The sequence below is a fragment of the Sinorhizobium sp. GQ132 genome, assembly GCF_059758575.1.
Genome location: NZ_JCAXDX010000012.1, coordinates 56358 through 78440 on the forward strand (window position 1 = coordinate 56358; position 22083 = coordinate 78440).

The 22083-nt window shown below is 62.0% G+C and carries 19 protein-coding genes; 10 read left to right on the forward strand and 9 right to left on the reverse strand.

Annotated features, from left to right (window positions below):
* Nucleotide 1: 1 nt before the first annotated feature.
* The 3 genes from AC6CIG_RS24465 to AC6CIG_RS24475 all read left to right on the forward strand — a co-directional run bounded on the left by AC6CIG_RS24465 (nt 2) and on the right by AC6CIG_RS24475 (nt 4706).
* The gene (locus AC6CIG_RS24465) at nt 2–2155 is read left to right on the forward strand and encodes a xanthine dehydrogenase family protein molybdopterin-binding subunit (protein ID WP_498324016.1); all 2154 of its coding nucleotides are present in this window, start codon (nt 2–4) and stop codon (nt 2153–2155) included.
* A 2-nt stretch (nt 2156–2157) separates the two neighbouring features.
* The gene (locus AC6CIG_RS24470; protein WP_498324017.1) at nt 2158–2799 is read left to right on the forward strand and encodes an Isoquinoline 1-oxidoreductase subunit; all 642 of its coding nucleotides are present in this window, start codon (nt 2158–2160) and stop codon (nt 2797–2799) included.
* 134 nt (nt 2800–2933) lie between these two features.
* The gene (locus AC6CIG_RS24475; protein WP_498324018.1) at nt 2934–4706 is read left to right on the forward strand and encodes a monovalent cation:proton antiporter-2 (CPA2) family protein; all 1773 of its coding nucleotides are present in this window, start codon (nt 2934–2936) and stop codon (nt 4704–4706) included.
* Nucleotides 4707–4730: 24 nt separating this feature from the next.
* Here the strand turns inward: AC6CIG_RS24475 and AC6CIG_RS24480 are convergent, their stop codons facing one another.
* Both AC6CIG_RS24480 and AC6CIG_RS24485 read right to left on the reverse strand, forming a co-directional pair.
* On the reverse strand, nt 4731–5468 hold the full coding sequence (locus AC6CIG_RS24480) for a gamma-glutamylcyclotransferase (protein ID WP_498324019.1): 738 nt from the start codon (nt 5466–5468) through the stop codon (nt 4731–4733).
* Nucleotides 5469–5726: 258 nt separating this feature from the next.
* Complete coding sequence (locus tag AC6CIG_RS24485) at nt 5727–6560, reverse strand: oxidoreductase (protein WP_498324020.1); 834 nt, start codon at nt 6558–6560, stop codon at nt 5727–5729.
* A 119-nt stretch (nt 6561–6679) separates the two neighbouring features.
* Here AC6CIG_RS24485 and AC6CIG_RS24490 point away from each other — a divergent pair, with 119 nt between their 5' ends.
* Both AC6CIG_RS24490 and AC6CIG_RS24495 read left to right on the forward strand, forming a co-directional pair.
* On the forward strand, nt 6680–7564 hold the full coding sequence (locus AC6CIG_RS24490) for a LysR family transcriptional regulator (protein ID WP_498324021.1): 885 nt from the start codon (nt 6680–6682) through the stop codon (nt 7562–7564).
* Nucleotides 7565–7589: 25 nt separating this feature from the next.
* Nucleotides 7590–8795, forward strand: coding sequence for an adenylate/guanylate cyclase domain-containing protein (locus AC6CIG_RS24495; protein ID WP_498324022.1), 1206 nt, complete (start codon nt 7590–7592; stop codon nt 8793–8795).
* Nucleotides 8796–8887: 92 nt separating this feature from the next.
* Here the strand turns inward: AC6CIG_RS24495 and AC6CIG_RS24500 are convergent, their stop codons facing one another.
* Entirely contained in the window at nt 8888–9694 is an 807-nt protein-coding gene (locus tag AC6CIG_RS24500; RefSeq protein WP_498324023.1) for an SDR family oxidoreductase, read from the reverse strand.
* Between the two features lie 133 nt (nt 9695–9827).
* Here AC6CIG_RS24500 and AC6CIG_RS24505 point away from each other — a divergent pair, with 133 nt between their 5' ends.
* Nucleotides 9828–10814 (forward strand): helix-turn-helix domain-containing protein, encoded by a 987-nt coding sequence (locus AC6CIG_RS24505; protein ID WP_498324024.1) that lies wholly within the window; start codon nt 9828–9830, stop codon nt 10812–10814.
* A 198-nt stretch (nt 10815–11012) separates the two neighbouring features.
* On the opposite strand, the gene AC6CIG_RS24510 is transcribed toward AC6CIG_RS24505, so the two are convergent.
* The 5 genes from AC6CIG_RS24510 to AC6CIG_RS24530 form a co-directional block, all read right to left on the reverse strand.
* Nucleotides 11013–11861: an oxidoreductase gene (locus AC6CIG_RS24510; RefSeq protein WP_498324025.1), complete on the reverse strand. Its 849-nt coding sequence runs from the start codon at nt 11859–11861 to the stop codon at nt 11013–11015.
* Nucleotides 11862–12285: 424 nt separating this feature from the next.
* Nucleotides 12286–13086, reverse strand: a complete 801-nt coding sequence (locus tag AC6CIG_RS24515) for an enoyl-CoA hydratase/isomerase family protein (RefSeq protein ID WP_498324026.1) — start codon at nt 13084–13086, stop codon at nt 12286–12288.
* Nucleotides 13087–13094: 8 nt separating this feature from the next.
* Complete coding sequence (locus AC6CIG_RS24520; protein ID WP_498324027.1) at nt 13095–13850, reverse strand: SDR family oxidoreductase; 756 nt, start codon at nt 13848–13850, stop codon at nt 13095–13097.
* A 1-nt stretch (nt 13851) separates the two neighbouring features.
* Entirely contained in the window at nt 13852–15003 is a 1152-nt protein-coding gene (locus AC6CIG_RS24525) for a thiolase family protein (protein ID WP_498324028.1), read from the reverse strand.
* Complete coding sequence (locus AC6CIG_RS24530; protein WP_498324029.1) at nt 15000–15398, reverse strand: Zn-ribbon domain-containing OB-fold protein; 399 nt, start codon at nt 15396–15398, stop codon at nt 15000–15002. The genes AC6CIG_RS24525 and AC6CIG_RS24530 overlap by 4 nt, the downstream gene beginning before the upstream one ends.
* A 123-nt stretch (nt 15399–15521) precedes the next feature.
* On the opposite strand from AC6CIG_RS24530, the gene gcvA reads away from it, so the two are divergent.
* Nucleotides 15522–16430, forward strand: a complete 909-nt coding sequence (gene gcvA, locus AC6CIG_RS24535; RefSeq protein ID WP_498324030.1) for a transcriptional regulator GcvA — start codon at nt 15522–15524, stop codon at nt 16428–16430.
* Between the two features lie 69 nt (nt 16431–16499).
* Here the strand turns inward: gcvA and AC6CIG_RS24540 are convergent, their stop codons facing one another.
* On the reverse strand, nt 16500–17828 hold the full coding sequence (locus AC6CIG_RS24540) for an MFS transporter (RefSeq protein WP_498324031.1): 1329 nt from the start codon (nt 17826–17828) through the stop codon (nt 16500–16502).
* 536 nt (nt 17829–18364) lie between these two features.
* Between AC6CIG_RS24540 and AC6CIG_RS24545 the strand changes: the two genes are divergently transcribed.
* Genes AC6CIG_RS24545 through AC6CIG_RS24555 form a run of 3 tightly spaced genes read left to right on the forward strand, consistent with a single transcriptional unit; the run spans nt 18365 to nt 22026 of the window.
* The gene (locus AC6CIG_RS24545; RefSeq protein WP_498324032.1) at nt 18365–19273 is read left to right on the forward strand and encodes an NAD(P)-dependent oxidoreductase; all 909 of its coding nucleotides are present in this window, start codon (nt 18365–18367) and stop codon (nt 19271–19273) included.
* Between the two features lie 54 nt (nt 19274–19327).
* Nucleotides 19328–20557, forward strand: coding sequence for a CaiB/BaiF CoA transferase family protein (locus AC6CIG_RS24550; RefSeq protein ID WP_498324033.1), 1230 nt, complete (start codon nt 19328–19330; stop codon nt 20555–20557).
* Between the two features lie 35 nt (nt 20558–20592).
* The gene (locus AC6CIG_RS24555; protein WP_498324034.1) at nt 20593–22026 is read left to right on the forward strand and encodes an aldehyde dehydrogenase family protein; all 1434 of its coding nucleotides are present in this window, start codon (nt 20593–20595) and stop codon (nt 22024–22026) included.
* Nucleotides 22027–22083: the final 57 nt, after the last annotated feature.

Consider the following 22083-nt stretch of genomic DNA (forward strand, 5'->3'; position numbering starts at 1 on the left):
CATGGCCGTTCACGACAAACTCACCCTTCCGTTATCGCGCCGGCACTTCCTGATTGGCGCATCGCTGACGGGAGCGGGCCTCGTCATTGGCCTGCAGCCTTCGCCTTCGTCCGCTGCCGCAGAGGCGTTTGAACCCAACGCCTTCATTCGCATCCCTGCCGAAGGCAAGGTTGTCTTCGTCATGCCGTCCGTGGAGATGGGACAGGGCATTTATACTTCGGTAGCCATGCTCTTGGCCGAAGAGTTGGAAGTTTCCCTGGATCAGGTGGAGCTTGAGCATGCGCCTGCTGATCCCACGCGTTATGCAAACCCTTTGCTCGGCGACCAGATCACCGGCGGCTCCATCGCAATCCGCGCTGTTTACGAGCCGATGCGCAAGGCGGGCGCTGCCGCTCGCATCATGTTGGTGAACGCTGCTGCGCGTGGCTGGGGCGTCGCGCCCGAGACGTGCAGTGCCGAGGCCGGGCACGTCGTCCACGCCACAAGCGGCCGCCGCGCCGCCTATGGCAGCCTGATACAGGCCGCGGCAGCCGAAGCCGTTCCACAGGAAATGCCACTGAAGCCTGCGTCCAGCTTCAAGCTGATCGGCCAGTCCGTCCGGCGCCTTGACAGTCCGGAAAAGGTCAACGGCACCGCGAAGTTCGGCATCGACTCCCGTCCGCAAGGCGTGTCTTACGCAGCGATCGCAATCTGTCCCCACTTCGGCGGCAAACTGGGCGCGGTCGAAGCCGGACCGGCAATGGCGGTAAAAGGTGTCAAACAAGTTGTCCGGATCGAGGATGCTGTTGCCGTCGTGGCCGACAATACCGGTGCCGCACGAAAGGGCCTCGCTGCTCTCTCTATCGAATGGGAGCCAGGCCCGAATGGCACTCTTTCGCTGGTGGACTTGGAGAAGCGTGCGGAAGAGGCGATTGATGGCAACGCCCTGCCGCACATCAACGAGGGCAATGTTGCAAAAGCCGAAGCCGAGCACGGACCTGCGCTGGAGTTCGTCTACCGTCTCCCGATCCTCACCCATTCGGCAATGGAGCCGATGAACTGCACGCTGCACGTTCGCAGCGATGGCTGTGACGTGTGGGTTGGTACGCAGGTCATGGGGCGAGCGAGGCAAGCCGTCGCCGATGTGACCGGGCTTCCGTTGGAGAAGGTCATTGTGCACAACCACCTGCTGGGCGGTGGTTTCGGGCGGCGGCTTGATGTCGACGGGATCATTTTGGCGGCGAAAATCGCAAAGCAGGTCGAGGGCCCGGTCAAGGTCACTTGGAGCCGCGAGGAGGACATCCGCCACGACTGCTATCGTTACCTGAACTACAGCAAGGTCACGGCGACCTTGGGCGCCGACGGCATGCCCGTTTCCTGGCGTCACCGCGTCATCGGCCCTGCCGTAATGGCGCGCTGGCTGCCGGCCTTCACCCGCGATGGCATAGACCTCGACATCATGGCGGGGGCCGAAACCCCCTATGCGATCCCGAACAAATATACCGACTTCGTGCGCCATGAGGCACCGGAGGGAATGTTGACTGGCAACTGGCGCGGAGTCGGTGCCACACGCAACCTTCCTGCCATAGAAGGCGGCATCGACGAGTTGGCCCATGCCGCCGGCGTCGATCCGCTGGAATACCGCAGGCGCCTGCTTCAGCATAAGCCGCGTCTCCTCGCCGCGCTTGATCTTGCGGCGGAGAAGGCCGGTTGGGCAACCGCTCTGCCCCCTGGTAAGGGAAGAGGCATTGCACTTTCGGAGGATTTCGGCAGTTTCGCGGCGATGATCTCGGAAATGAGCGTGGGGGACGACGGAAGCCTAAGGACCGAGCGCATCATCTGCGCCGTCGACTGCGGCCAGGTCATCAATCCGGACACGGTCGAAGCCCAGATACAGAGCGGCATCATTTACGGTCTGAGCGCTGCTCTCTATGGACGCATCACAGTCCAGAACGGCGCCGTCGTGGAGGGCAACTTCGACGATTCTCCGGTTCTGAGAATAAACGAGACGCCGAAGATAGAGGTTCATATCGTGCCAAGTTCCGAGGCGCCAGGCGGCATAGGAGAGGTCGGCACACCGGGCGTCGCGCCCTCGCTCCTCAATGCGATCTTTGTGGCAACCGGCAAGCGTCTGCGCTCGCTGCCGATCGACCATAACGAATTGCGGAGGGCGTGATCATGATCAAGCGGATTTTCGCCATCCCGCTCGTCGCCGTTCTCGCTGCGACAGGTATCGTTGCCGGTATGGGATCCCTGCAGACTTATGCCGAAACGTCGGATGGTGGAGCCCTCAAGTCCGTTTCCGACTTTGAGGCGATTGCGGACACCAGCTCGCGCTCGAAGGCCATCTTCGAGGAGGCAAGCCGTGTCATCACGCATCCCCGCTGCATCAACTGCCATCCGGCGACCCGCAGCCCGACGCAGGGTGAAGACATGCACCCGCATGTGCCGTTGATGAATGCCAGCGAAAGCTCACTGGGTCGGGCGGGACTTGTCTGCAGCACCTGCCACGGTGCCGAGAATCGTCCGGTGGTCGGCAGCCGCATGAAATCAATTCCGGGGAACGCGCACTGGTCATTGGCGCCGGCCAGCATGGCGTGGCAAGGATTGACGGTGGGCGAGATCTGCCGGCAGGTGAAAGACACGAGCCGGAACGGCAATCGGTCCCTTGCCGATCTCATACGCCACATGGGCGAAGACCATCTGGTCGGCTGGGCCTGGCACCCTGGCGAAGGTCGCAGTGCTCCTCCCGGTTCGCAGGAGACGTTTGCCGCATTGATCGATGCCTGGGTCAGCACCGGTGCCGAATGTCCCGATTAAGGGGCTGAGGGGCACAGGGATGCCAATTACCATTTCGAGAAAAACCCGCCAGTTTCATCATTCACGACGGTGAGGCGGGGGTAAATCTCGGTAGCGCAGCTTTAGGAGCCGCGACGGGGCGGGGAGTGGATAAAGTGTCTTCAGAGTCCCACGGCATGGATCTGCTGCCTGTGATCGGCCTCCTCGGTGCGGCGATCGTCGCGGCTCCCTTGTTCAAACGCCTGGGGCTCGGCTCCGTTCTGGGTTATCTCGCCGGTGGTGTGGTGATTGGCCCGTTCGGACTGAGGCTGCTCGATGATCCGGCATCAATCCTCCAGATCGCCGAGCTCGGCGTCGTCATGTTCCTCTTCATCATCGGTCTGGAGATGAGACCCTCGCGGCTGTGGGGATTGCGGCGCGAGATCTTTGGCCTTGGAGCCGCCCAGGTTGGGCTGTGCGCCGTCTGTCTCACGGCGATCGGTGTGTTCACTGGTTTTCCGGTCGCGCCCTCATTCGTGGCGGGCGCGGGTTTCGTCCTAACGTCGACCGCGATTGTAATGCAGCTCCTTGAGGAGCGCGGCGAGACCTCGACGCCGAAGGGGCAGCGGATCGTCTCAATCCTCCTGCTGGAAGACATGTCGATCGTGCCCTTGCTCGCCCTGGTCGCCTTTCTTGCCCCAATCGTTCCCGGCAGCGCGCTTGCGAGCCAGGGCATCGACTGGTTAGCGATCGGCGTCGGGGTAGCTTCGATCGCCGGTCTGGTACTGGCCGGACGCTATCTCCTGAACCCACTATTCGGCCTAATCGCGAGCGCCCAGGCGCGCGAGGTCATGACGGCCGCAGCGCTGCTGGTAGTGATCGGATCTGCCTATGTGATGCAACTTGGCGGCCTGTCGATGGCGATGGGCGCGTTTCTCGCCGGCGTACTCTTGTCCGAGTCCACGTTCCGGCATCAATTGGAAGCCGATGTCGAACCGTTTCGCGGCATCCTTCTCGGCCTGTTCTTTCTCGCCGTCGGGATGTCTCTCGACCTTGGCGTCGTTGTCCGCAACTGGCAGACGATCCTCTTCTATGTCGCGGCCTATATGGTCGTTAAGGCGCTCGTCATCTACGTGGTCGCACGGCTGCTTAGGTCCTCCCATTGGGAGGCGATCGAGCGGGCGGTGTTCATGGCGCAGGGCGGCGAGTTCGCCTTTGTACTCTATACGGCTGCACTTTCAGTCGGCATCATCACCATCGAGCAGAGCGCCATTTTGACGGCCATCATCATAATCTCGATGGTGTTGACACCGTTGATTATCGCGGCCTTGAATGTCGTGGAGAAGTCGATCCCCGCTTCATTGGAAGGGGTGCAGCGACCGGAGAACCTCAAGGGCACCGTCCTGATCATCGGTTTCGGCAGGGTGGGGCAGATTGTAAGCCAGCTCCTGCTCGATCACGGTCATGACATTTCCATCATCGACATCGACGTCGAGATGATCAATACGGCGCGGGAGTTCGAGTTCGAGGTCTACTATGGGGACGGAAAGCGGCTCGATATACTGCATGCAGCCGGCGCGGGGCGCAGCCAGGCGGTCGTGGTCTGCGTTGACAGGGCTGAGGACGCCACGCAGATCGTTGAGCTCGTGAAGGCGGAGTTCCCCCTTGTCCCGGTTCTGGCGCGCGCAACTGATCGCCGTCATGCGCTCGACCTCGTCAAGGCGCGTGTCGATTTCCATATTCGCGAAACATTCGAATCGGCAATGCTTCTCGGCCAAAAGGCGCTGGAAACGCTAGGCGCGGAGCTGCATGAAATCGACGCCATAGCGGGTAATGTCCGCGATCGCGACGAGCAGCGTTTCCAACTGGAAATTGCGGGTGGCCTTTATGCTGGACGTCCGATGTTCCGCGGCAAGCGCGAGCAGCCGGAAATCGCGCCGGACGCGTAAGGCGGTTTCACAACCATCCCTGTGTTAGTCCATCACGGTTCGTCGAGACGCCCGATCCGCTGCACCGTGTTGCTGATGAAGGAGTCTGATCTCTTTCGCGACCAACTGTTGAAGCCGCCAAAGCTTGCTATCATGTATTCCGGAATTCTCCAGATGGAATACCGTGTTATATAGATATTCGGCACAGGATCCGGCATAGCCGCATGCTCTCGCCAATATCCATGCCACCCTTTCAAGTGGCTGACGAAGTGCGACTCCCTCTCCCACAGGTCCGACCCAGAAGCTCAAGGCCCTGATCGGCCCCCTCTCTGTCAAGGTCTTGATCCAGCGCGTCGTGTACATGCTTTCTTGGTCCCAGACCTCGCGCCGCAGGAGTCGTTCGATCGAATTTTGGCAGTCGTTTCCCGCAACCTTGAAGAGGAACCCGTCGCATCGACCTCCGCGCTCCAGTGCCATCATCAGGCCGGGTTGCTCTGGAGTGCCTCTCCAGGTGGGTAGTTCGAGGCAGAAGGAACGGTGCCATCCAAAGGCCGCCGCCCGCAAACGATCGGCGATTTCAAATTCCGGCTTCCAGATCAGAGAACCATAGGCAAAGATCCAAAGCTCGCCGTCAACGCAGTCATTGGAAAGTCGGGCAGCCAAATCGCTGTACTCCCGATCCGACAGCGGGATCCACCCTTCTTCGGGCTCCGGCTCCGGCTCCTCCCTTTCGCACATGGCCACAAGTTCGGGCGTTAACGACATTACGCGTGCAGTTCGCATCCTATACCCCATTCCTGTGCGGCCATAGGAGGTGTGAGCTTCAATCGAGTCAAGACGATAGCCTCTAAAACCCGGCGCGATGTTCGAGTCGCTTGAAAGGCGAGCCGTCCTGGACCTCCAACGAACCCTCGTTTAGCTGCATGCGGCGGCTGCCCACCATGTGCTGGCGTCAATCAATAGCCTGCGTGTGGATGCATGTATTACGTTAGTCACCCCGGTGGCTCTGCCGACCGGGATGACTTGAGGGACGCCGTTCTATCAGACGTCGAAGTCCGTGGAGACAGCAAGCTCCCTCCATTTCGCCAGCTCCTCGGCAACGCTTGCATTCTGTTCTTCGATCTTTGCAACCGTGTCACTGCCAAATGGCATGCGCAAAGGAGGATTGACCGCATTGGTGAGGGTCAGGATGCCCCTGGCCAGCTTTGCAGGGTCACCGGGCTGGGCGTGATTGGCAGTGGCTGCGAAATGGCGCATGTCACCGGCCGGGGTTCCAACATAGTCCGGGATGGAAGCCGGGCTGATCGCCAGCGAGGTGTCGTGCAGGAAGTCCGTCCGGAAAAAGCCAGGCTCGATGATCGTCACCTTGATGCCGAAGGGAGCGACTTCCGCTGCCAACGACTCCGACAGGCCTTCGACGGCGAACTTCGTCGAGCCATAGACGCCCCAGCCCGGATAACCGAAGTAGCCGCCGATCGACGAGAAGTTCAGGATATGGCCCGAGCGCTGGCGGCGCATGTGCGGCAGCACGGCGCGCGTAACCTTCAGGACTCCGAAGACATTGGTGGCGTAGAGGGCCTCGATCTCGCTTGCCGTTGCTTCCTCGACTGCGCCCAACAGGCCGTAGCCTGCGTTGTTGGCGAGTACGTCGATGCGGCCGAACCGCTCGACGGCGAGTGCTGCCGCCTCCTTTGCCTGATCTTCGTTGGTGACGTCGAGGGCGACCGCCAACAGATTCGGGTGTTCGCCGATCTTTTCCGCGACGGCCTTGGGGTTGCGCGCGGTGGCGACGACGGCGTCTCCAGCGGCCAGAGCTTCCTTGGTGATCAGCGCTCCGAAACCGCGGGACGCGCCGGTGATGAACCATACTTTCATGACGATCTCCTTCCGATGTCCTGTTCTTCAGCTCTCTGCTGACGGCATGGAATTTGACCTCAAAATCGCTGATGTATAAGATTTGTTTTTTGAGAGATAATGCTGAGCGAGATTCAGTAATGCGTGCGAGCGAGTTGTCTGAGCTGTCGGCTTTCGCGGCCGTTGCCCGCCACAAGAGCTTTCGCAGGGCGGGGGAGGAGCGGGGCGTGACTGCGTCGGCCATCAGTCACGCCGTTCTCAACCTGGAGGAGCGGATCGGCGTTCGCCTTCTCAATCGTACCACGCGTAGCGTCTCGCTCACCGAGGCGGGCGCGCTGCTGCAGTCGCACCTCGATCCGGCCTTCGGCGAGATCACGTCGGCGCTCGATGCGCTGAACCGCTTTCGCCATACGCCCTTCGGCAGGGTCAAGCTGAACGTCCCGAACTCGATCGCCCCGTTCGTCATCGGCTGGATCATCGGCCCGCTGCTGCAGAAGAACCCCAATCTCGAGCTCGAGATCAGCGCGACCGACAGACTCGTCGACATTGTGCAGGAAGGTTTCGACGCCGGCATTCGCTTCGGTGAGCGCGTGGCGGAGGGAATGATCGCCGTGCGCATCAAGCCGAGACTGCGGCTCGTGGTCGTCGGATCGCCGGGCTATTTCGAGCGGCGGCCGGTTCCGCTGACGCCGCATGACCTCAAGCGTCACCTCTGTATCCAGAACATGTTTCCGTCCGGGGCGCGTTATGCATGGGAATTCGAGAGGGACGGGCAAGCGATCACGTTCCAGCCGACAGGGCCGCTGTCGCTCGACGATCACGAGCTCATGACCCAGGCCGCGCTCGGCGGCGTTGCGCTCGCCTATGTCTGGGAAAATCGTGTCGAGAAGTTCATTGCCTCCGGTGAATTGATCCGGGTGCTGAACGACTGGTGCCAGCCGGAAGAGCCGTTATATCTCTACTATCCGAGCCGGCGGCATATGTCCGCCGGCTTTCGCGCACTTGTCGACGCGATCAAGGCATGAGGGGACGATTGGGAAAGTGCAGACGATGACCCGCGAAAGGACCGACCGAATTCTCGACTGGCTTCTCAACAAGGGCCTTCGCGGCGCGAGCGAGGGCCACCTGATCGCGGGCTTCTGCGAGCGCGTGCGCGCGCTCGGCGTCGAGCTCGTCGAGGCGGCGATCTTCCTGGATACGCTTCATCCGGTCCGAGAATCGGAGGGATTCTATTGGGAACCGAGCAAGAGCGTCGACGCCCGGCAGCGGGAGTTCCTTCGCGACGATTCCGAAGACAATACGCGGCAGTGGCGCAGCAGCCCTTTCCATCACATGCTGGAGAATGGGCTTTCCGAGCTCCATCTGCCCTTGGTCGGCGAGGTGCCGGACCAGTTCCCAGTTCTCGCGGATCTCAAGCAAGCAGGCCACACCGGCTACTTTGCCCAGATACTCCCGCTGGGTGGGAACGACGCGATCGGGGAGATGGACAATCTCTACTGCCGCTGGTCGACGGACAGGCCGGGCGGCTTTCGCCGTGAGGATCTGGATGCCTTTCGCAGGCTAGTGCCCGCCTTGACGCTCGCCATCAAGTCGGCGGCGCTGCGTCAGGTGGCGAGTTCACTTGTTGAAGTCTACCTCGGGCACGATGCCGGCAAGCGGGTGCTGGAAGGTCGCATCGCACGGGGTCGAGTTGAGAGCATTCATACGGTGCTCTGGTACTCGGATATGGCAAACTACACGTCGCTGTCCGAAACGGTGCCCAGCAGCGAGCTTATCGCCATGCTGAATGACTATGCTGAGGCGACCATCTCGGGGATCCACAACTGTGGGGGAGATGTGTTGAAACTGATCGGCGACGGCGTTCTTGCCATCTTCAATCGGACAGATGCCAAGGAAGCGGCGGACGCCGCGCTTCGGGCGAGAAGCAGACTTGCGGAGAACCTCTCATTGCTCAACGAACGGCGTTGCGGTCTTGGCTTGGCCACAACGTCGATCTATCTCGGCTTGCACTTCGGCGAAGTGTTCTACGGCAACATCGGCAGCGACGAAAGGCTGGACTTTACCGTGATCGGCCCGGCGGTGAACGAAGTTTGCCGGATCGCGGCGAGTTGCAGAACTTTGGGACGATCGCTGCTGGTGTCGGAAAACTTTCGTGCGCTGCTCGCTGACAGAGATGCGGAGTACCTGGCCGATGTAGGCACTTTCCAACTCAAAGGAGTACGGAATCCGAGACGACTCTATGCCCCCCAAGATTGAGTAAAAGCTCATGTCTGTGCTCCTCGAGAGAAGGGTCCGGCCGTAACGTGACGGGGCAGGGGTTGTTCGCATCACGGCCGGATGGGGCGGCGTCAGATCTGATTTTCCCAGGCGGCGAGTTGGTGTTCCTTCAGCATGTCCTCGATCTTCTTCGGAACGACGTTGCGGAATTTGCCGGTGTCGGCCGGGACGATTTCGATCATACGGTCGATCATCTCGGCGGGGTCCATTCGACCCTCGGGCGTGGCGAAGAAGTCGTCAAAGCCCTTGCGCAGGTCGGCACGCTTTGTGAAGTGCTTGCTGTCGTCGAGCCAACGGAACGGATTGTCCGCCATCGTTTCGTTGTAGCCCGTGTAGTAGGCGCCCGGATTGATCGTCTGGATCTTGATCCCGTATGCGGCCAGTTCCTGCTGCAGCGCCTCGGCGATCGACTCCAGCGCGTGCTTGGTGGAAACGTAGGTGCCCCAGTTGGCCGGGGTGAACAGCCCGCCCATCGACGAGGTGAAGACCACCTTGCCCTTCTTGCCTTCCGACACCCAGCGGCGCAGCACGCCCTGCGTGAGGACGAGCGGCAGAAAGACGTTAACTTCGTAGTTCTTGCGGACGAGGTCGATAGGGATTTCCCAGACCGGACCGGCTTCGCCCATGCCCGCGTTGTTCCAAAGGACATCGAAGTCCCACGCCTGAGCCTGGGCGATATCATAGGGGTCGGTCAGGTCCAGCCGCTCGACGCGGACATTGTCGAGCCCCAGCGCCTTCACCTCCTCGCGCAGCGGCGTAACCTGCGACGAGACATGGACGGTCGCGATGATGTCGTGGCCGTTCTTGGCCATGCCGATGGCGGCGTCCTTGCCAAAGCCCGAACCGGCGCCGGTGATGAGGATGGTCTTCTTGCTCATGATCAGTCTCCTTTTCTGCGGTGAGGCGGTGTTGCCGTCGAGGAAAAGAAATACGTATTGTGCGGAAGTCGGGCCGTCGCTCGGTTGCGGCGAGTGTTCGTAGATTGCGGGTATCGCACTCTGAGAGGGATTGATGACATTTCCAACGCGAGCAACGACCGCGGAAAATGCCCGCGATAAGGCATCCATTGGCCTGGCTGGTGATGCCGTCGAAAGCATTGGCAAGATCCTGGACCGTCCACCCGCTCTGGTGGGCGAGGCGCTTCGAAGTGAAACCCGACTGACCACCCGCTGGAGCCATGGGGCGCTGCACGATTCGCTGCAAGGGCTGTCGAGCCATGTGGTGATGACCTATTACGGTTCAGACCAGGAGATATCCTGGCGTTGTGATGGCAGGCGCCATGCTTCAAGGACAAGGCCCGGAACGATCACGCTCATTCCAGAAGGTCATGACGGGCGGTGGGATATCGCCGGCCCGATCGAAGTGTCGCACGTCTATTTCCCTCAGGAGCGGCTCCAAGCGAGCGCTGATCTCCTTGCCGGCGGCAAACGCGTCGAGTTGATTGGGCGCGTCGGCTTCGAAGACCCTTCAGCCGCTCGCATTCTCGAATTGTTGAGCCGCGAGGCGCGGCTGGACGACCCGTCGTCTCGGTTGTTCGTGGAGCAAGCCATTGACCTCCTGTGCCTGCAACTGGTGCGTGGACACTCCTCCCTCGGGGCGCTGACGGTGGAGGAACCTCGCGGAGGGCTCGCGGACTGGCAGGTCAAGCGCGTGACCGCATATATGCGCGAGCACCTTGAGGAGGAAATCGGGCTCGATGAACTGGCGGCAACGGTCAATCTCAGCCGCTTTCATTTCTGTACCGCCTTCCGGCGTGCCACAGGACAGACGCCGCACCAATGGCTGGTCAATTTGCGGATTGCGCAGGCGCGGCAGTTGCTGGCCATGCCGGAGCTGCCGGTGACGGAGATCGCCCTCTCGGTCGGCTACCAGACACCCTCGGCATTCGCTGCGGCGTTCCGTAAGGTGACAGCCACCACGCCGACGGAGTATCGCAAAACGCTTTTGAGCGAGGGGGCTGGGGACCTAAGCTCATCCAAGCAAGGGCGGCACCCCTAGAGGTCTCGCCTGTTTGGCCGCCCAGGCTTGCTGCCCGAGGGCTTAGTCTTGGACATTTGAGCGCTCCTCATCGAGGTTGTTCGAACGGTTGCTCAGGATACCTGAGATCGGTGACAGCACTTGGCACCTTCAAGTGCCGAGTCGCCACGCTTTACAGATGAAGCGCGCCGGCAGCGGTGTACGCCGGCGCGCACGAACTCAGGCGTTCGCCGCCTCAGGCGGGGCAAAGTCCGTCGACAGCGAGATCTGCCGCCATTCTGCCACGATCGCTGCGTCGGCGGCATGCTTCGCTTCGATTGCAGCGACAGTGTCGCTCCCCAGCGGCAGCCGCACCGGCGGATTGACCGCATCCGCAAAGGCGACGAGCACGCTGGCAAGCTTGGCTGGATCGCCGGGTTGGCTATGGTTGAGGTCGGTTGTGCGGCTGCGTGTGGCGCCAGCCGTGCCGTTGTAATCCTCAATGCGTGTGGGGCTCACCGACAGAGACGACGAATCCAGGAAGTCGGTCCGGAAATAGCCCGGCTCGACGACGGTGACATGGATGCCGAGTGGCGCGAGCTCCTGGTTAAGGGCCTCGGAGAGGCCTTCTACAGCGAATTTGGTGGAGCAATAGACGCCGAAGCCCGCCGCGCTGCGATAGCCGCCGATAGAAGAGATATTGAGTATGCGTCCGGAGCGTTGCGCACGCATGTAAGGCAGCACCGCGCGGGTGACGCCGAGCAGGCCGAACACATTCGTGCGATAGAGGCGCTCGACCTCCTCAGCCGTGGCTTCCTCGACAGCCCCGAGCAGGCCGAAGCCGGCATTGTTCAGCAGCACATCAATGCGGCCGAACCGCTCTACGGCGCGCGCCGCCGCCGCGCGGGCCTGCTCCTCGTCGGTGACATCGAGCGGCAGCGCCAGCAGGTTCGAATGCTGGCGCAGCCTGTCCGTGACACCCGCAGCGTTCCGTGCAGTGGCCACGACATTGTCGCCCTGTTCGAGCGCGAGTTGCGCGACCCTTGCGCCAAAGCCGCGGGAGGCGCCGGTGATGAACCAGGTTTTCATGATCATTCTCCTTCAATCTGTGAACTAGACGTGAAGGATTTAGCTCCCCTGGTGAACATGCGCCGTCCCCCGCTTTCGGCCGCTGTCGCATTCTTGCGATGCCAGTGCACTGTCGGCCCGCGCCTTTGGGCGATCAGGCAAGATGGCCGCGGGCGGCAAGAACCGCCTCGTCCAGGCGATGCCCGGTCGCCGAGGTCCGCGCCGGGCGGCCGCACGGCGTCGATAGTGATCGCGTGGGATGCTCCTGGACGTGTCGATTTCCGAACGCCGTCTCGCCCTCCGCCGCTCGGCTCACCACCCGTCCAGATGGAACAGCGCCACCTACGACCGAGGCGACCCGCAGGAAAATGCCTGCTCAGAGACCACTGGGTCGGCGTCGATGGTGAAGGCCTGGCAAGATTCGGTCCTCGAGCACTGACATTGCTCAACGGCCGACGTAGATCGGCTGCCGTTTCTCACTAAAGGCAAGTCGACCTTCCCGCCGATCCTCCGTGTCGCGCAGGATACCCCAGGCAAGCTCGGAGAGCTGGAACGCCTGCGCCTTGGACATATTGGCGGATTGGCTCGCGATCATCTTCACGAGTTGCACCGCAATCGGACCGTTGCCGGCAACTGTCGTCGCGATTTTCTCGATCAGGGCCCCCAATTCACCGTCGGCGCAAAGATCGGTCACCAAGCCGATCTGGTAAGCTCTCTTGGCATCGATGCGCTCCCCGGTGAGCAGCATGCGCCTCGCCACACCCTTGGGTACCGCGTCGAGCAAGCTCGGAACACCGCCCCCGCCAGGAAGGCTGGAGACGACGACTTCAGGCAGACCGAAGCTCGAGCCCTCGGTCGCAATGATGAAGTCGCACTGCAGGGCCAGTTCAAGGCCGCCGCCAAGGCAGAAACCGTTGACCGCCGCAATCAGGGGCTTGCGAATCTCGAGCGTTTGCAGGTTGAAGAGGCGGATGTAGAGCCCTTGGTCCCCTGCCTGCGAGAGCGGCAGCCCAAAGGCCGCGGCAAGGCTGCGTTCGTTGTCGCGGCCGGCTGTCAGGTCAGCTCCGACGCAGAAGGCCCGGCCCGTTCCCGTCAGCACCAGGACCCGCACCGCGTTGTTGTCCGAGGCCTGCTTGAGCGCCGAACGAAGTTCGCAGAGATGTGTCACATCCAGCGCGTTCAGCTTCTCCTGTCGATCGATCCGGATGGTCGCCACAGCGCCATTGATCGTTGTCACGATTGTCATGATGCCTCTCACACGCTTGGACTGGACAATGAACGGCCGCCGCAGACGTAGAGCAACTGGCCGGTGATGTAGGCGCTCGCCTTCGAACTGAAGAAAAGCACCGCCTGTGCTATGTCTTCCGGCGTGCCTGTCCGCTGCATGGGCACGCTCTTCTTCAGCCGCTCCTGCACATCGGTTGCGAATGTCTGGAAAAGCGGTGTCTCGACGATGCCCGGTGCAACGGCGTTGACGGTGATGCCCTGCGATGCCAGCTCGATCGCAAGGCTCCGCGTGAGGCTGACGACGCCACCCTTGGCCGCCGAATAGTTCGCCTGGCCGAAACCGCCGAGCCAAGCGCGCGACGAAATGTTGATGATCCGGCCATATTGCCGGTCGATCATATGGGGCACGACCGCCTTGCAGGTGAGGAATTGGGACTTGAGATTGGTGGCAATGACGCTGTCCCAGTCATCCTCTTCCATTTTGACGAGACGGCGGTCGCGCACGATGCCGGCATTGTTGACGAGCACGTCGATCCGGCCGAACCGCTCGATGACCGTGGCCACAGCGTGCTCGACTTCGTCACGTTTCGTGATATCGGTGCGGATGCCGACGACGCTTCGCTCTAAGTGAGCAGTCATCAGCTCGGCGGCGGTGGCGGCGAGCGCATCGGCGTCGAGATCGAGCAGCGCTATGTCCATACCCGCCGTCAACAGGGCTTCGGCAATCCCGCGGCCTATGCCACGCGCGCCGCCGGTGACGATGGCTACATTTTGATCGCTCATTTTACACCCCCAGAATGTGAACCGCGGACGCTGCATGGTCGACTCCCGCGATGCCGCCGCCGGTGCACTGTGTAAGGCCGAGGCGCAGGTTCTCGATCTGCCGGCCTTCGGCTCGATTCTGGATCTGCCAGACGACCTCGACTATCTGGGCGACGCCGGTTGCACCCAGCGGGTGGCCCTTGGCCAGAAGTCCGCCGCTGGGATTGACCGGCACACGACCGCCGAGCGCCGTGGCGCCACTGCGCAGAAGCGCCGCGCCCTCTCCCGGCCGGGCGAGCTGAAGCGCTTCATAGTAGAGTAGCTCGGCGATGGTGAAGGCGTCGTGCAGTTCGACCATGCCGATGTCCTTGGGATCGACGCCGGCCTGCTCATAGGCGAGTTGCGCCGTACGGGACGTGATCTCGGCATCCAGGATATCGTCGCAACCGAGCTCCTGATGACCGGACTGGACCGCCGATGCGAGCACGCGCACGGGAGCGGCCTGCTGCGACGGCCGGCGCGTGGTCAGGATCACGGCCGCGGCGCCATCGACCGCGGACGGGCAGCATTGCAGCAAGGTCAACGGCTCGGCCACCGGGCGTGATTGCAGAACCTCTTCGACAGTCACTGCCGTGCGCTGCTGGGCAAACGGATTGCGCACACCGTGCGCCCTGTTCTTGACCGCAACCTCAGCCAGCACGTCCGGGGTCTCGTCCCGCTCGTAGAGATAGCGGCTGCCGCGCATGGCATAGACAGTGGGCAACGTCATGCCCTGACCGGCGTAGAGCTCGGTCTTGTAATCGTTGCGCTGCAGCGGGATGGTGCCGCCGCCGAGCTGCGTGAGCTGCTCGACGCCGAAGACCAGCACCGTCTCGTAGAGACCCAGGCGGAGCGCCTGGCAGGCGAGATGAACGGCCGTCGCGCCACTTGCACAGGCGTTTTCGACATTGTAGAGCGCCGGGCCGGTGATGCCGAGATCGCGCATCAACACCTGGCCGAGAACCATGCCGCCGTAGACATTGGCCGCATAAATGGCGTGGATGCTGCCTTTTTCGATTGCCGCATCCTCAAGGGCCCCCAGAACAGCCGCTTGGGCCAGCTCCTGCATGGAGCGATCGTTATGGCGCCCGAAGGGAGTCATTGCGGCGCCGCTGACATAGACTTCGGTGCTCATTGAACGTTCTCCTCCGCTACCACGAAGAGGTACTCCTTGTTGACATCGCTGGCATCGGGTGCGGCGGCCACGCGGACCGGCGCGCCGATGCGCGGCCGCTCGCCTTCAGCGAGCGCCAGTCGTCCGAACACCCGTACGTCCTCGGCGAAATCGGCGTAGACCAGCGCGAACGGTTTCAGGCCCGACTTGGGGTTGGGATGGATGACGGTGAAGCTGTAGATGGTCGCTTCGGGCGAAAGCATGATCGGCTCATAGCGATCCGCGACAGGTGAGCTGGCACGAATACGGGGAAAAACGCCCTTGCCGCTTTCATTGTCGCGCGATGCCTCCAGCCTTATGCCATCGGCTGGCGCTGCCGACCGCGGGGGCTCCGCTGCCTTGACGATCGAGTCCATTGGGTTCCTCCACTTCAGACTGCCTTTCGATCTCTGAAGGTTAATGGCGAACCGAAATTCGGCAGAACGACAAAGCTGCGGCGCGGTGTTGACCAAAAGGCAACAAGCTGCCTAAGCTTGGTCATGGACACATTGCCGCCACTCAATCCGCTGCGTGCCTTTGAGGCCGCTGGCCGCCTTCAGAGCATCAGGCGGGCTGCCGACGAACTGCTGGTGACGCCGGGCGCCGTCAGTCGCCAAGTGCAGCGATTGGAGACGTTTCTCGGCGTACGGCTCTTCCGGCGGGATCCGCGGGAGATCGTGTTGACCTCCGAGGGGGAACAATACCTCGCCGCAATCACCCGACACCTCGATGGGATTCGCGAGGAGACGCAGAAGCTCACCGGCCGCAAGATGGTCGAGATCCTGCGCGTGCGCGCCTATACCACTTTCTCAATGAAATGGCTGATACCGCGGCTCAGCAGCTTCCACGAGCTCAACCCCACGACTGAGGTTCGGCTCACGACGTCGAACGAGACGGTGGATTTCGAACGCGAGAACGTCGACGGCGCCATTCGTCTCGGCGATGGCAATTGGCCCGGCGTGGAAGTCGACCGAGTGATGAAGAACGAGCTGCTTCCTCTGTGCACGCCCGCCTTCCAGGCACGACACGCCTTGAAGGCGGTTGACGACCTCGGACATGTGCCGCTGCTGCATTCGCTCGTGCGGCCGGACGATTGGCGCTATTGGGTGGAAGCCGCGGGGGGCCGGTCCATCGACCCCTATGCCGGTCCCAAATATGCGAGTTCAACGCTTGCCTATCAGGCGACACTCGAGGGGCAGGGAGTGATGATCGCCCAGAAGGCCCTCTTTCTGGACGACCTTCGATCCGGGCGCCTCGTAGCGCCGTTCGATCGCGCACTCGATCGCGGCGACTTCACCTATTATTTCCTCTATCCCCGCAACCGGCTGCGAAATCCGGCCTTCCGCCGCTTCCGGGTATGGTTGCTGGAGCAGGCCGAGATTGCGGGGCACGCAACAGAACCGGTTTAAGCCGGGGGATGAAACGGAAAGGGCCCACCCTCTTGCGAGGGCGGGAACACTTCTGACCGACTCCGCCTGTCAGCGCAAAGGTTGCCCCTTGGTTTCAGGCAGGCGCGAATAGGTGATGGCCGCAATCAGGCAGATCACGGCGAGGTAGATCCAGGTATAGCCACCATATCCCCAACCGTTCATCGCGGTGATGATGTAAGGGGCAGTGCCGCCGAAAAGCGTCACGGAGAGAGCATAGGGCAGGGCGACTCCGGTGACGCGGACCTTTGCGGGGAATTGCTCGACCATCATGACGGCGGCAGCGCCGGCAAATCCGGTCATGATCACCATCGGGATCGTCATCATGAGAAGCGCTTCTGCAAAGCTCATGCCAGGATAGAGCAATGCGAAGCTCGGCCACGCCCAAGCGGCGGAGAGAAGCGAGAAGCCGATCAGCACGGGCTTGCGTCCGATCCGGTCGGCGAGCTTGCCGATAAAAGGAATAATCACCAGCGAGATCGTGACGGAGATCACCCCGATCAGGAGCGTGTCGGCCCGCTGCATGCCGGTCACTATGTGAATGTAGGACGGGTAGTTCACCATCCAGACGTAGTTGAGCAGGTTGCCGGCCATCGCGATGCCGACCACGCGCAGGGCGTCCCGACGGTGATTCAAGAGGACGTCCTTGAGCGGGTTCTTCACGACGCCCTCGGCGGCGACGCGCTTCTTGAAAGTCTCCGTCTCGCCGACAGACAGGCGAATCCAGAGGGTGATCAGTCCGAGCAGGGCAGCAATGATGAAGGCGACGCGCCATCCCCAATCGGCGAGCCCCGATTCGCTGCCGAAGGTCGCCAGGCCAAAGCCGAGAATGAACGAAACCAGCGTGCCGGCATTGATGGCGAACCATTGCCACGAGCCGGCAAAGGCGCGTCGTTCGGCAGGGGCCGATTCCACCAGGAACGCCGAGGCCGAACCGAACTCCCCGCCGGCTGAGAAGCCCTGCACCAGCCGCGCCAGGACGAGTACGATCGGAGCAGCGATGCCGATGCTTTCATAGCTGGGGCACACGCCGATTGCGAGGGATGCGACGGACATCAGGAGGATCGAAAGCGTCAGACCCGCCTTTCTTCCATAGCGGTCGGCGAATGCACCAAGCACCGCACCACCGATCGGTCGCATCACGAAGCCCACGGCGAAGACAGCGAAGACTTGCAGGAGCGCCGTCAGGCCATCGCCGGCGGAAAAGTACTGTTGTGCCAGAATCGAGGCGAACGTGGCGTAGATGACCCAGTCCGTATATTCGACGATTGTGCCAAGGGTCGCCGCTACCACCGCCTTTTTCTGCGCGGTTGTGAGCTTGCCTGCCGCGGCCGTCCCGCGGGATAGGCCGGTGGGCATCTGCTCGAGAATCTCTGACATGGCGTGTTCCTCCCTGCCGTCAGCAAAGGTCCTCCTCGGACCGGTTCGGAACGATGTCAAATTCGACGGATAGGCGTGAGCGAGTTTTTTGAGCGCTGTTGTTGACCGAAAGTCAACGGTCGCGCCCTCGCCAGAGTGTTGACCTCAGGTCAACGAAGGGTGACCAAAACTCGCTTGTGGCGAGGCGAGAACAGGCGCTCCCTGTTGGGCACAGAACGTGGAGGAGACCATGACAATCACTACGAACTTTCCGCCAGGGCCGCGCCTGCTCGTTGCCGGGTCCCGCATCGCGGCCGTATTCGGGCGGCTCGGCTCGGCTCTATCCGCGAAGCGCCCCCCAATGCCAAACTTAACCGGCTGGTTCAGCACCATCATGCTTGCAGGCGGGGCGTTCTTCCCGGCGGCGGCCGTGTGTTCGGTTCCCGCCGCCGATGTCGCTCGGGTCCGTTTCAGGGCACGCACTCGCACACTCTGAGCGCGCAAGCCACCCGAACCGCCATCGCCACGGCGCGAATCGAAGAACGGAGTATCCAGCCATGCAGGACATCGGATTCATAGGGCTGGGCGCAATGGGCGCCCATTTGGCCCGACACCTCATCAAAGCCGGCTTTCAACTGAACATATTCGATACGAACACGGCTTCGCTTGACATGATCGCCCGGTTGGGCGGCAAGGTTTGCGGCTCTGCCGCTGAGGTAGGCAGCGTTTCGGATGCGGTGCTCGTGTGCCTGCCAACCCCGGAAATCGTCAAACACGTCGCGCTGGGCGAGGATGGCATCATCCACGGAAGCCGAGCACGATATTATGTCGACCACTCGACGACTGGTCCAAGCGTTGCGCGGGAGGTCGCCGAGGCGCTCGCCGAGCGGGGCATCGTTGCGCTTGACGGTCCCCTGGCAGGGGGCGTCCCAGGTGCCGAAGCCGGTACACTCTCCATCATGGTTTCCGGTGGCCGGCGGGCCTACGAAACGCTCGAGCCAGCGTTTCGTAGTTTCGGCCGCAACGTTGTGCACGTGGGCGACGACGTCGGCCAAGGGCAGATCCTGAAACTCATCAACAACATGATCGTCGGGACGAACCTGGTCGTCGCCGCGGAGGCGATCCTGTTCGGAGTGAAGGCGGGGCTCAACGCCGACGTCATCCTGCAGGTTCTCAACGCCAGCACGGCGCGTAGTTATGTGACCGAGCAAATTCTGGCGGGCCGGATCCTCGATCGCAGGTTCGATTTCGGCTTCCGCCTGGAACTCATGCGCAAGGACCTGCGGCTTTGCGCCCGCGAAGCCGATGCCGCCGGCGCGCCGCTTCTAGTTTCGGCGCTCGCCAAGCAGTTCTACGAGCTCGCTCATGCGCATGGTCATGCGACTGAAGACATGACCGTGGTGGTCAAGGAACTCGAGCAGTTGGCGGGCGCCGAGATCGCGCGCCGAACCCAAGCTGCATTGTGATGGCAGTCGCCGGCTTAATAACGCCCTGCGCCGTACCAGGACAAGGAGACGATCATGTTGCGTGATGCTTTGAACAATCTCACCGTCATCGATTTCACCCATGTTGGGGCAGGGCCGACATGCACCATGTTGATGGCCGATATGGGGGCGCGCGTCATCAAGGTGGAGCCGCCGTACGGTGAACTCGGCCGCAAGCTCGGTCCGGCCTGGATGGGGCAGGACAGTGCCCTCTTTCACGGCTTCAACAGAAACAAGCTGGGCCTCAGCCTTGACATGAAGGCGGACGGTGCGGTCGATCTCGCAAGACGGCTCGTGGGAAAGGCGGACGTTCTGGTGGAGAGCATGCGACCAGGGGTCATGCAGAGGCTAGGCCTCGGTTATGAGGCGCTCAAGGAGCTCAATCCCCGGCTGATCTATTGCTCCATTTCCGCCTATGGCCAGGAGGGCCCCTATGCGGGTCGTGCCGGGGTAGACGGCATCATGCAGGCCGACAGCGGTCTCATGAGCATTATCGGCAGCGAAGGAGCCGAGCCAACGAAGGTGCAGGCGCCGGTCGTCGACGTCTTCACGGGTTACGTCGCGGTAATGGGTATCCTTGCGCAATTGCGCAAAGTCCAGGCCACCGGGTTCGGTGCCCACCTCGACGTCAGCCTCTTCGGCGCATCCATCGCACTGCAGCAGGTATCACTTACCAACTACCTCACGGATCGTGAGGTGCCGGAGAAGATCGGGAGCGCCGCGCCCTATTCGGCGCCGAACGAGGCGTTCGAAGCCGCGGACGGCTGGCTTATGCTCGCCGCTTACAATGGCGGCCGGTGGGAAAGGCTCTGCGACGTCCTCGGTCTACCGGAGTTGGCGTCGGATCCACGTTTTGCCACTTCGTCGAAGCGCGTCGCCAACCGGCGCATAATGCGGGAAATTCTGGGTGCCCGCTTCCGCACGAAGAGCCGTGACCATTGGCTTTCGGCACTCCTGGAAGCGGACATTCTCTGCGCCCCGGTCGCCACGTATGATGACCTGCTGCGGCACCCGCAGTTGCAGGCAAATGACATGATCATGACACTCGACCACCCAGAATTGGGGCGGATCCGCATGCCAGGTTTTCCGATCAACAGCCGTGAGATGAACGGCATGGATCATCAGCCAGCCCCCGAACTCGGCGCGCATACGCGTTCGATACTCGCATCGTTCGGATTCGAGGAGAACGAGATCGATGCACTGGTGAAAAAGGGAGCCGTCGGCGATCGATGGGCCGAGTCGAAGTCTGTGGCTGCGGTCGGCTAGGAAACAATAACGGCCTCCGGCCAAGGAGAAGATAAATGGTTGAACGGACTTTGAGCTTCATCGGCGGCACTGATGTCGCACCGATCGAAGGGCACTATGCCGACAAGCTGGATCCCCGGACCCAAAGGAAAATCAAGGAGGTCTCCAATGGCGGCGCCAAGGATGTCGACCTCGCGGTCGCGTCGGCATCGACAGCGCTGCCGGCGTGGCGCGACATGCGGCCGTCCGAACGCGGGCGCATCCTCGTCGACGTCGCCCGTAAGCTTCGCGAAGAGGGACAGCACATTGTCGACATCGAGAGCCAGGAGACCGGCAAACCCGGCCGGGAGATGGCGACGCTGCTCGATCTGACGGCGCAGTACTTCGAGTTCTATGGTGGCATCGTCAACGTCATGGACGGCGAAGTCATCAATGTCGGGCCGAACTACCACGTCTATACCCGGCGGGATCCCTTCGGCGTCATTGGTGTCATCCTGCCCTGGAACGCGCCGCTGCACCAGGCTGCCCGTGCCATCGCTCCCGCCTTGGCGACGGGCAATACGGTCGTTGCCAAGCCTTCGGAGCACACCTCCGGCTCCCTCGTGGCCTTCGCGAAGTTCGCCGTCCACCACGGTCTGCCGGCGGGCGTCCTAAATGTGGTCGTCGGCAAGGGAAGCGCCATAGGACCGGCAATGGCGGCGCATCCTGACGTGCGCAAGATCTCGTTCACCGGCGGCCTCAAAGCAGGCCAGGAGTTGGGACGCATAGCGGCGGAGCGCGTCCTTCCGCTGACACTGGAGCTTGGTGGCAAGAGCGCCAACATTGTCTTCGACGACGCGGATCTCGAAGCCGCGGCGGCCGGCTCCACGCGTGCGTTCACCTGGAACAGCGGGCAGTGGTGCGCGGCAGGAACGCGTCTGCTCGTCCAGGAGAACATTCACGATGCGTTTGTGAAGAAGCTCATCGACAACGTCGCGCTGTTGCGTCTTGGACCCGATTTCGATGCCTCCAATGGACCGATCACGACGCAAGCCCAGTTCGAGAAGATCAAGAGCTTCTTCGCCGTTGCCGAGCGCGACGGCCTGACGCCAGCGATCGGCGGCAAAGTTGCAGTCGGCGCCGAGCTCGAGGGCGGCAACTACATTGAGCCTACTGTCTATACCGGCGTCAGAAACGACATGGAGATCGCGCGAGAGGAGATCTTCGGCCCAATCCTGTGCGTGATCCCGTTCAAGAATGAGGCGGACGCCATCCGCATTGCCAATGATTCCGAGCTCGGCTTGTCCGCAGGCATCTGGTCGAGAGATATCGGCCGCGTGCATCGTGTCGCCGCCGGACTCGAAGCGGGCCGTATCGTCGTCAACGAGTATAGCGGTGGCTTTGTGCAGACCCCGTGCGGCGGCTTCAAATATAGCGGCTACGGCCGCGAGCAGGGCATCGACGCATTGTCGCACTACACGCAACTGAAATCGGTGATCATCCGCCTGTGAACCAAAGACGGCGTGTCGGGGGAGGAGCAAAGATGTCGTATTCCTTTATCGTTGCCA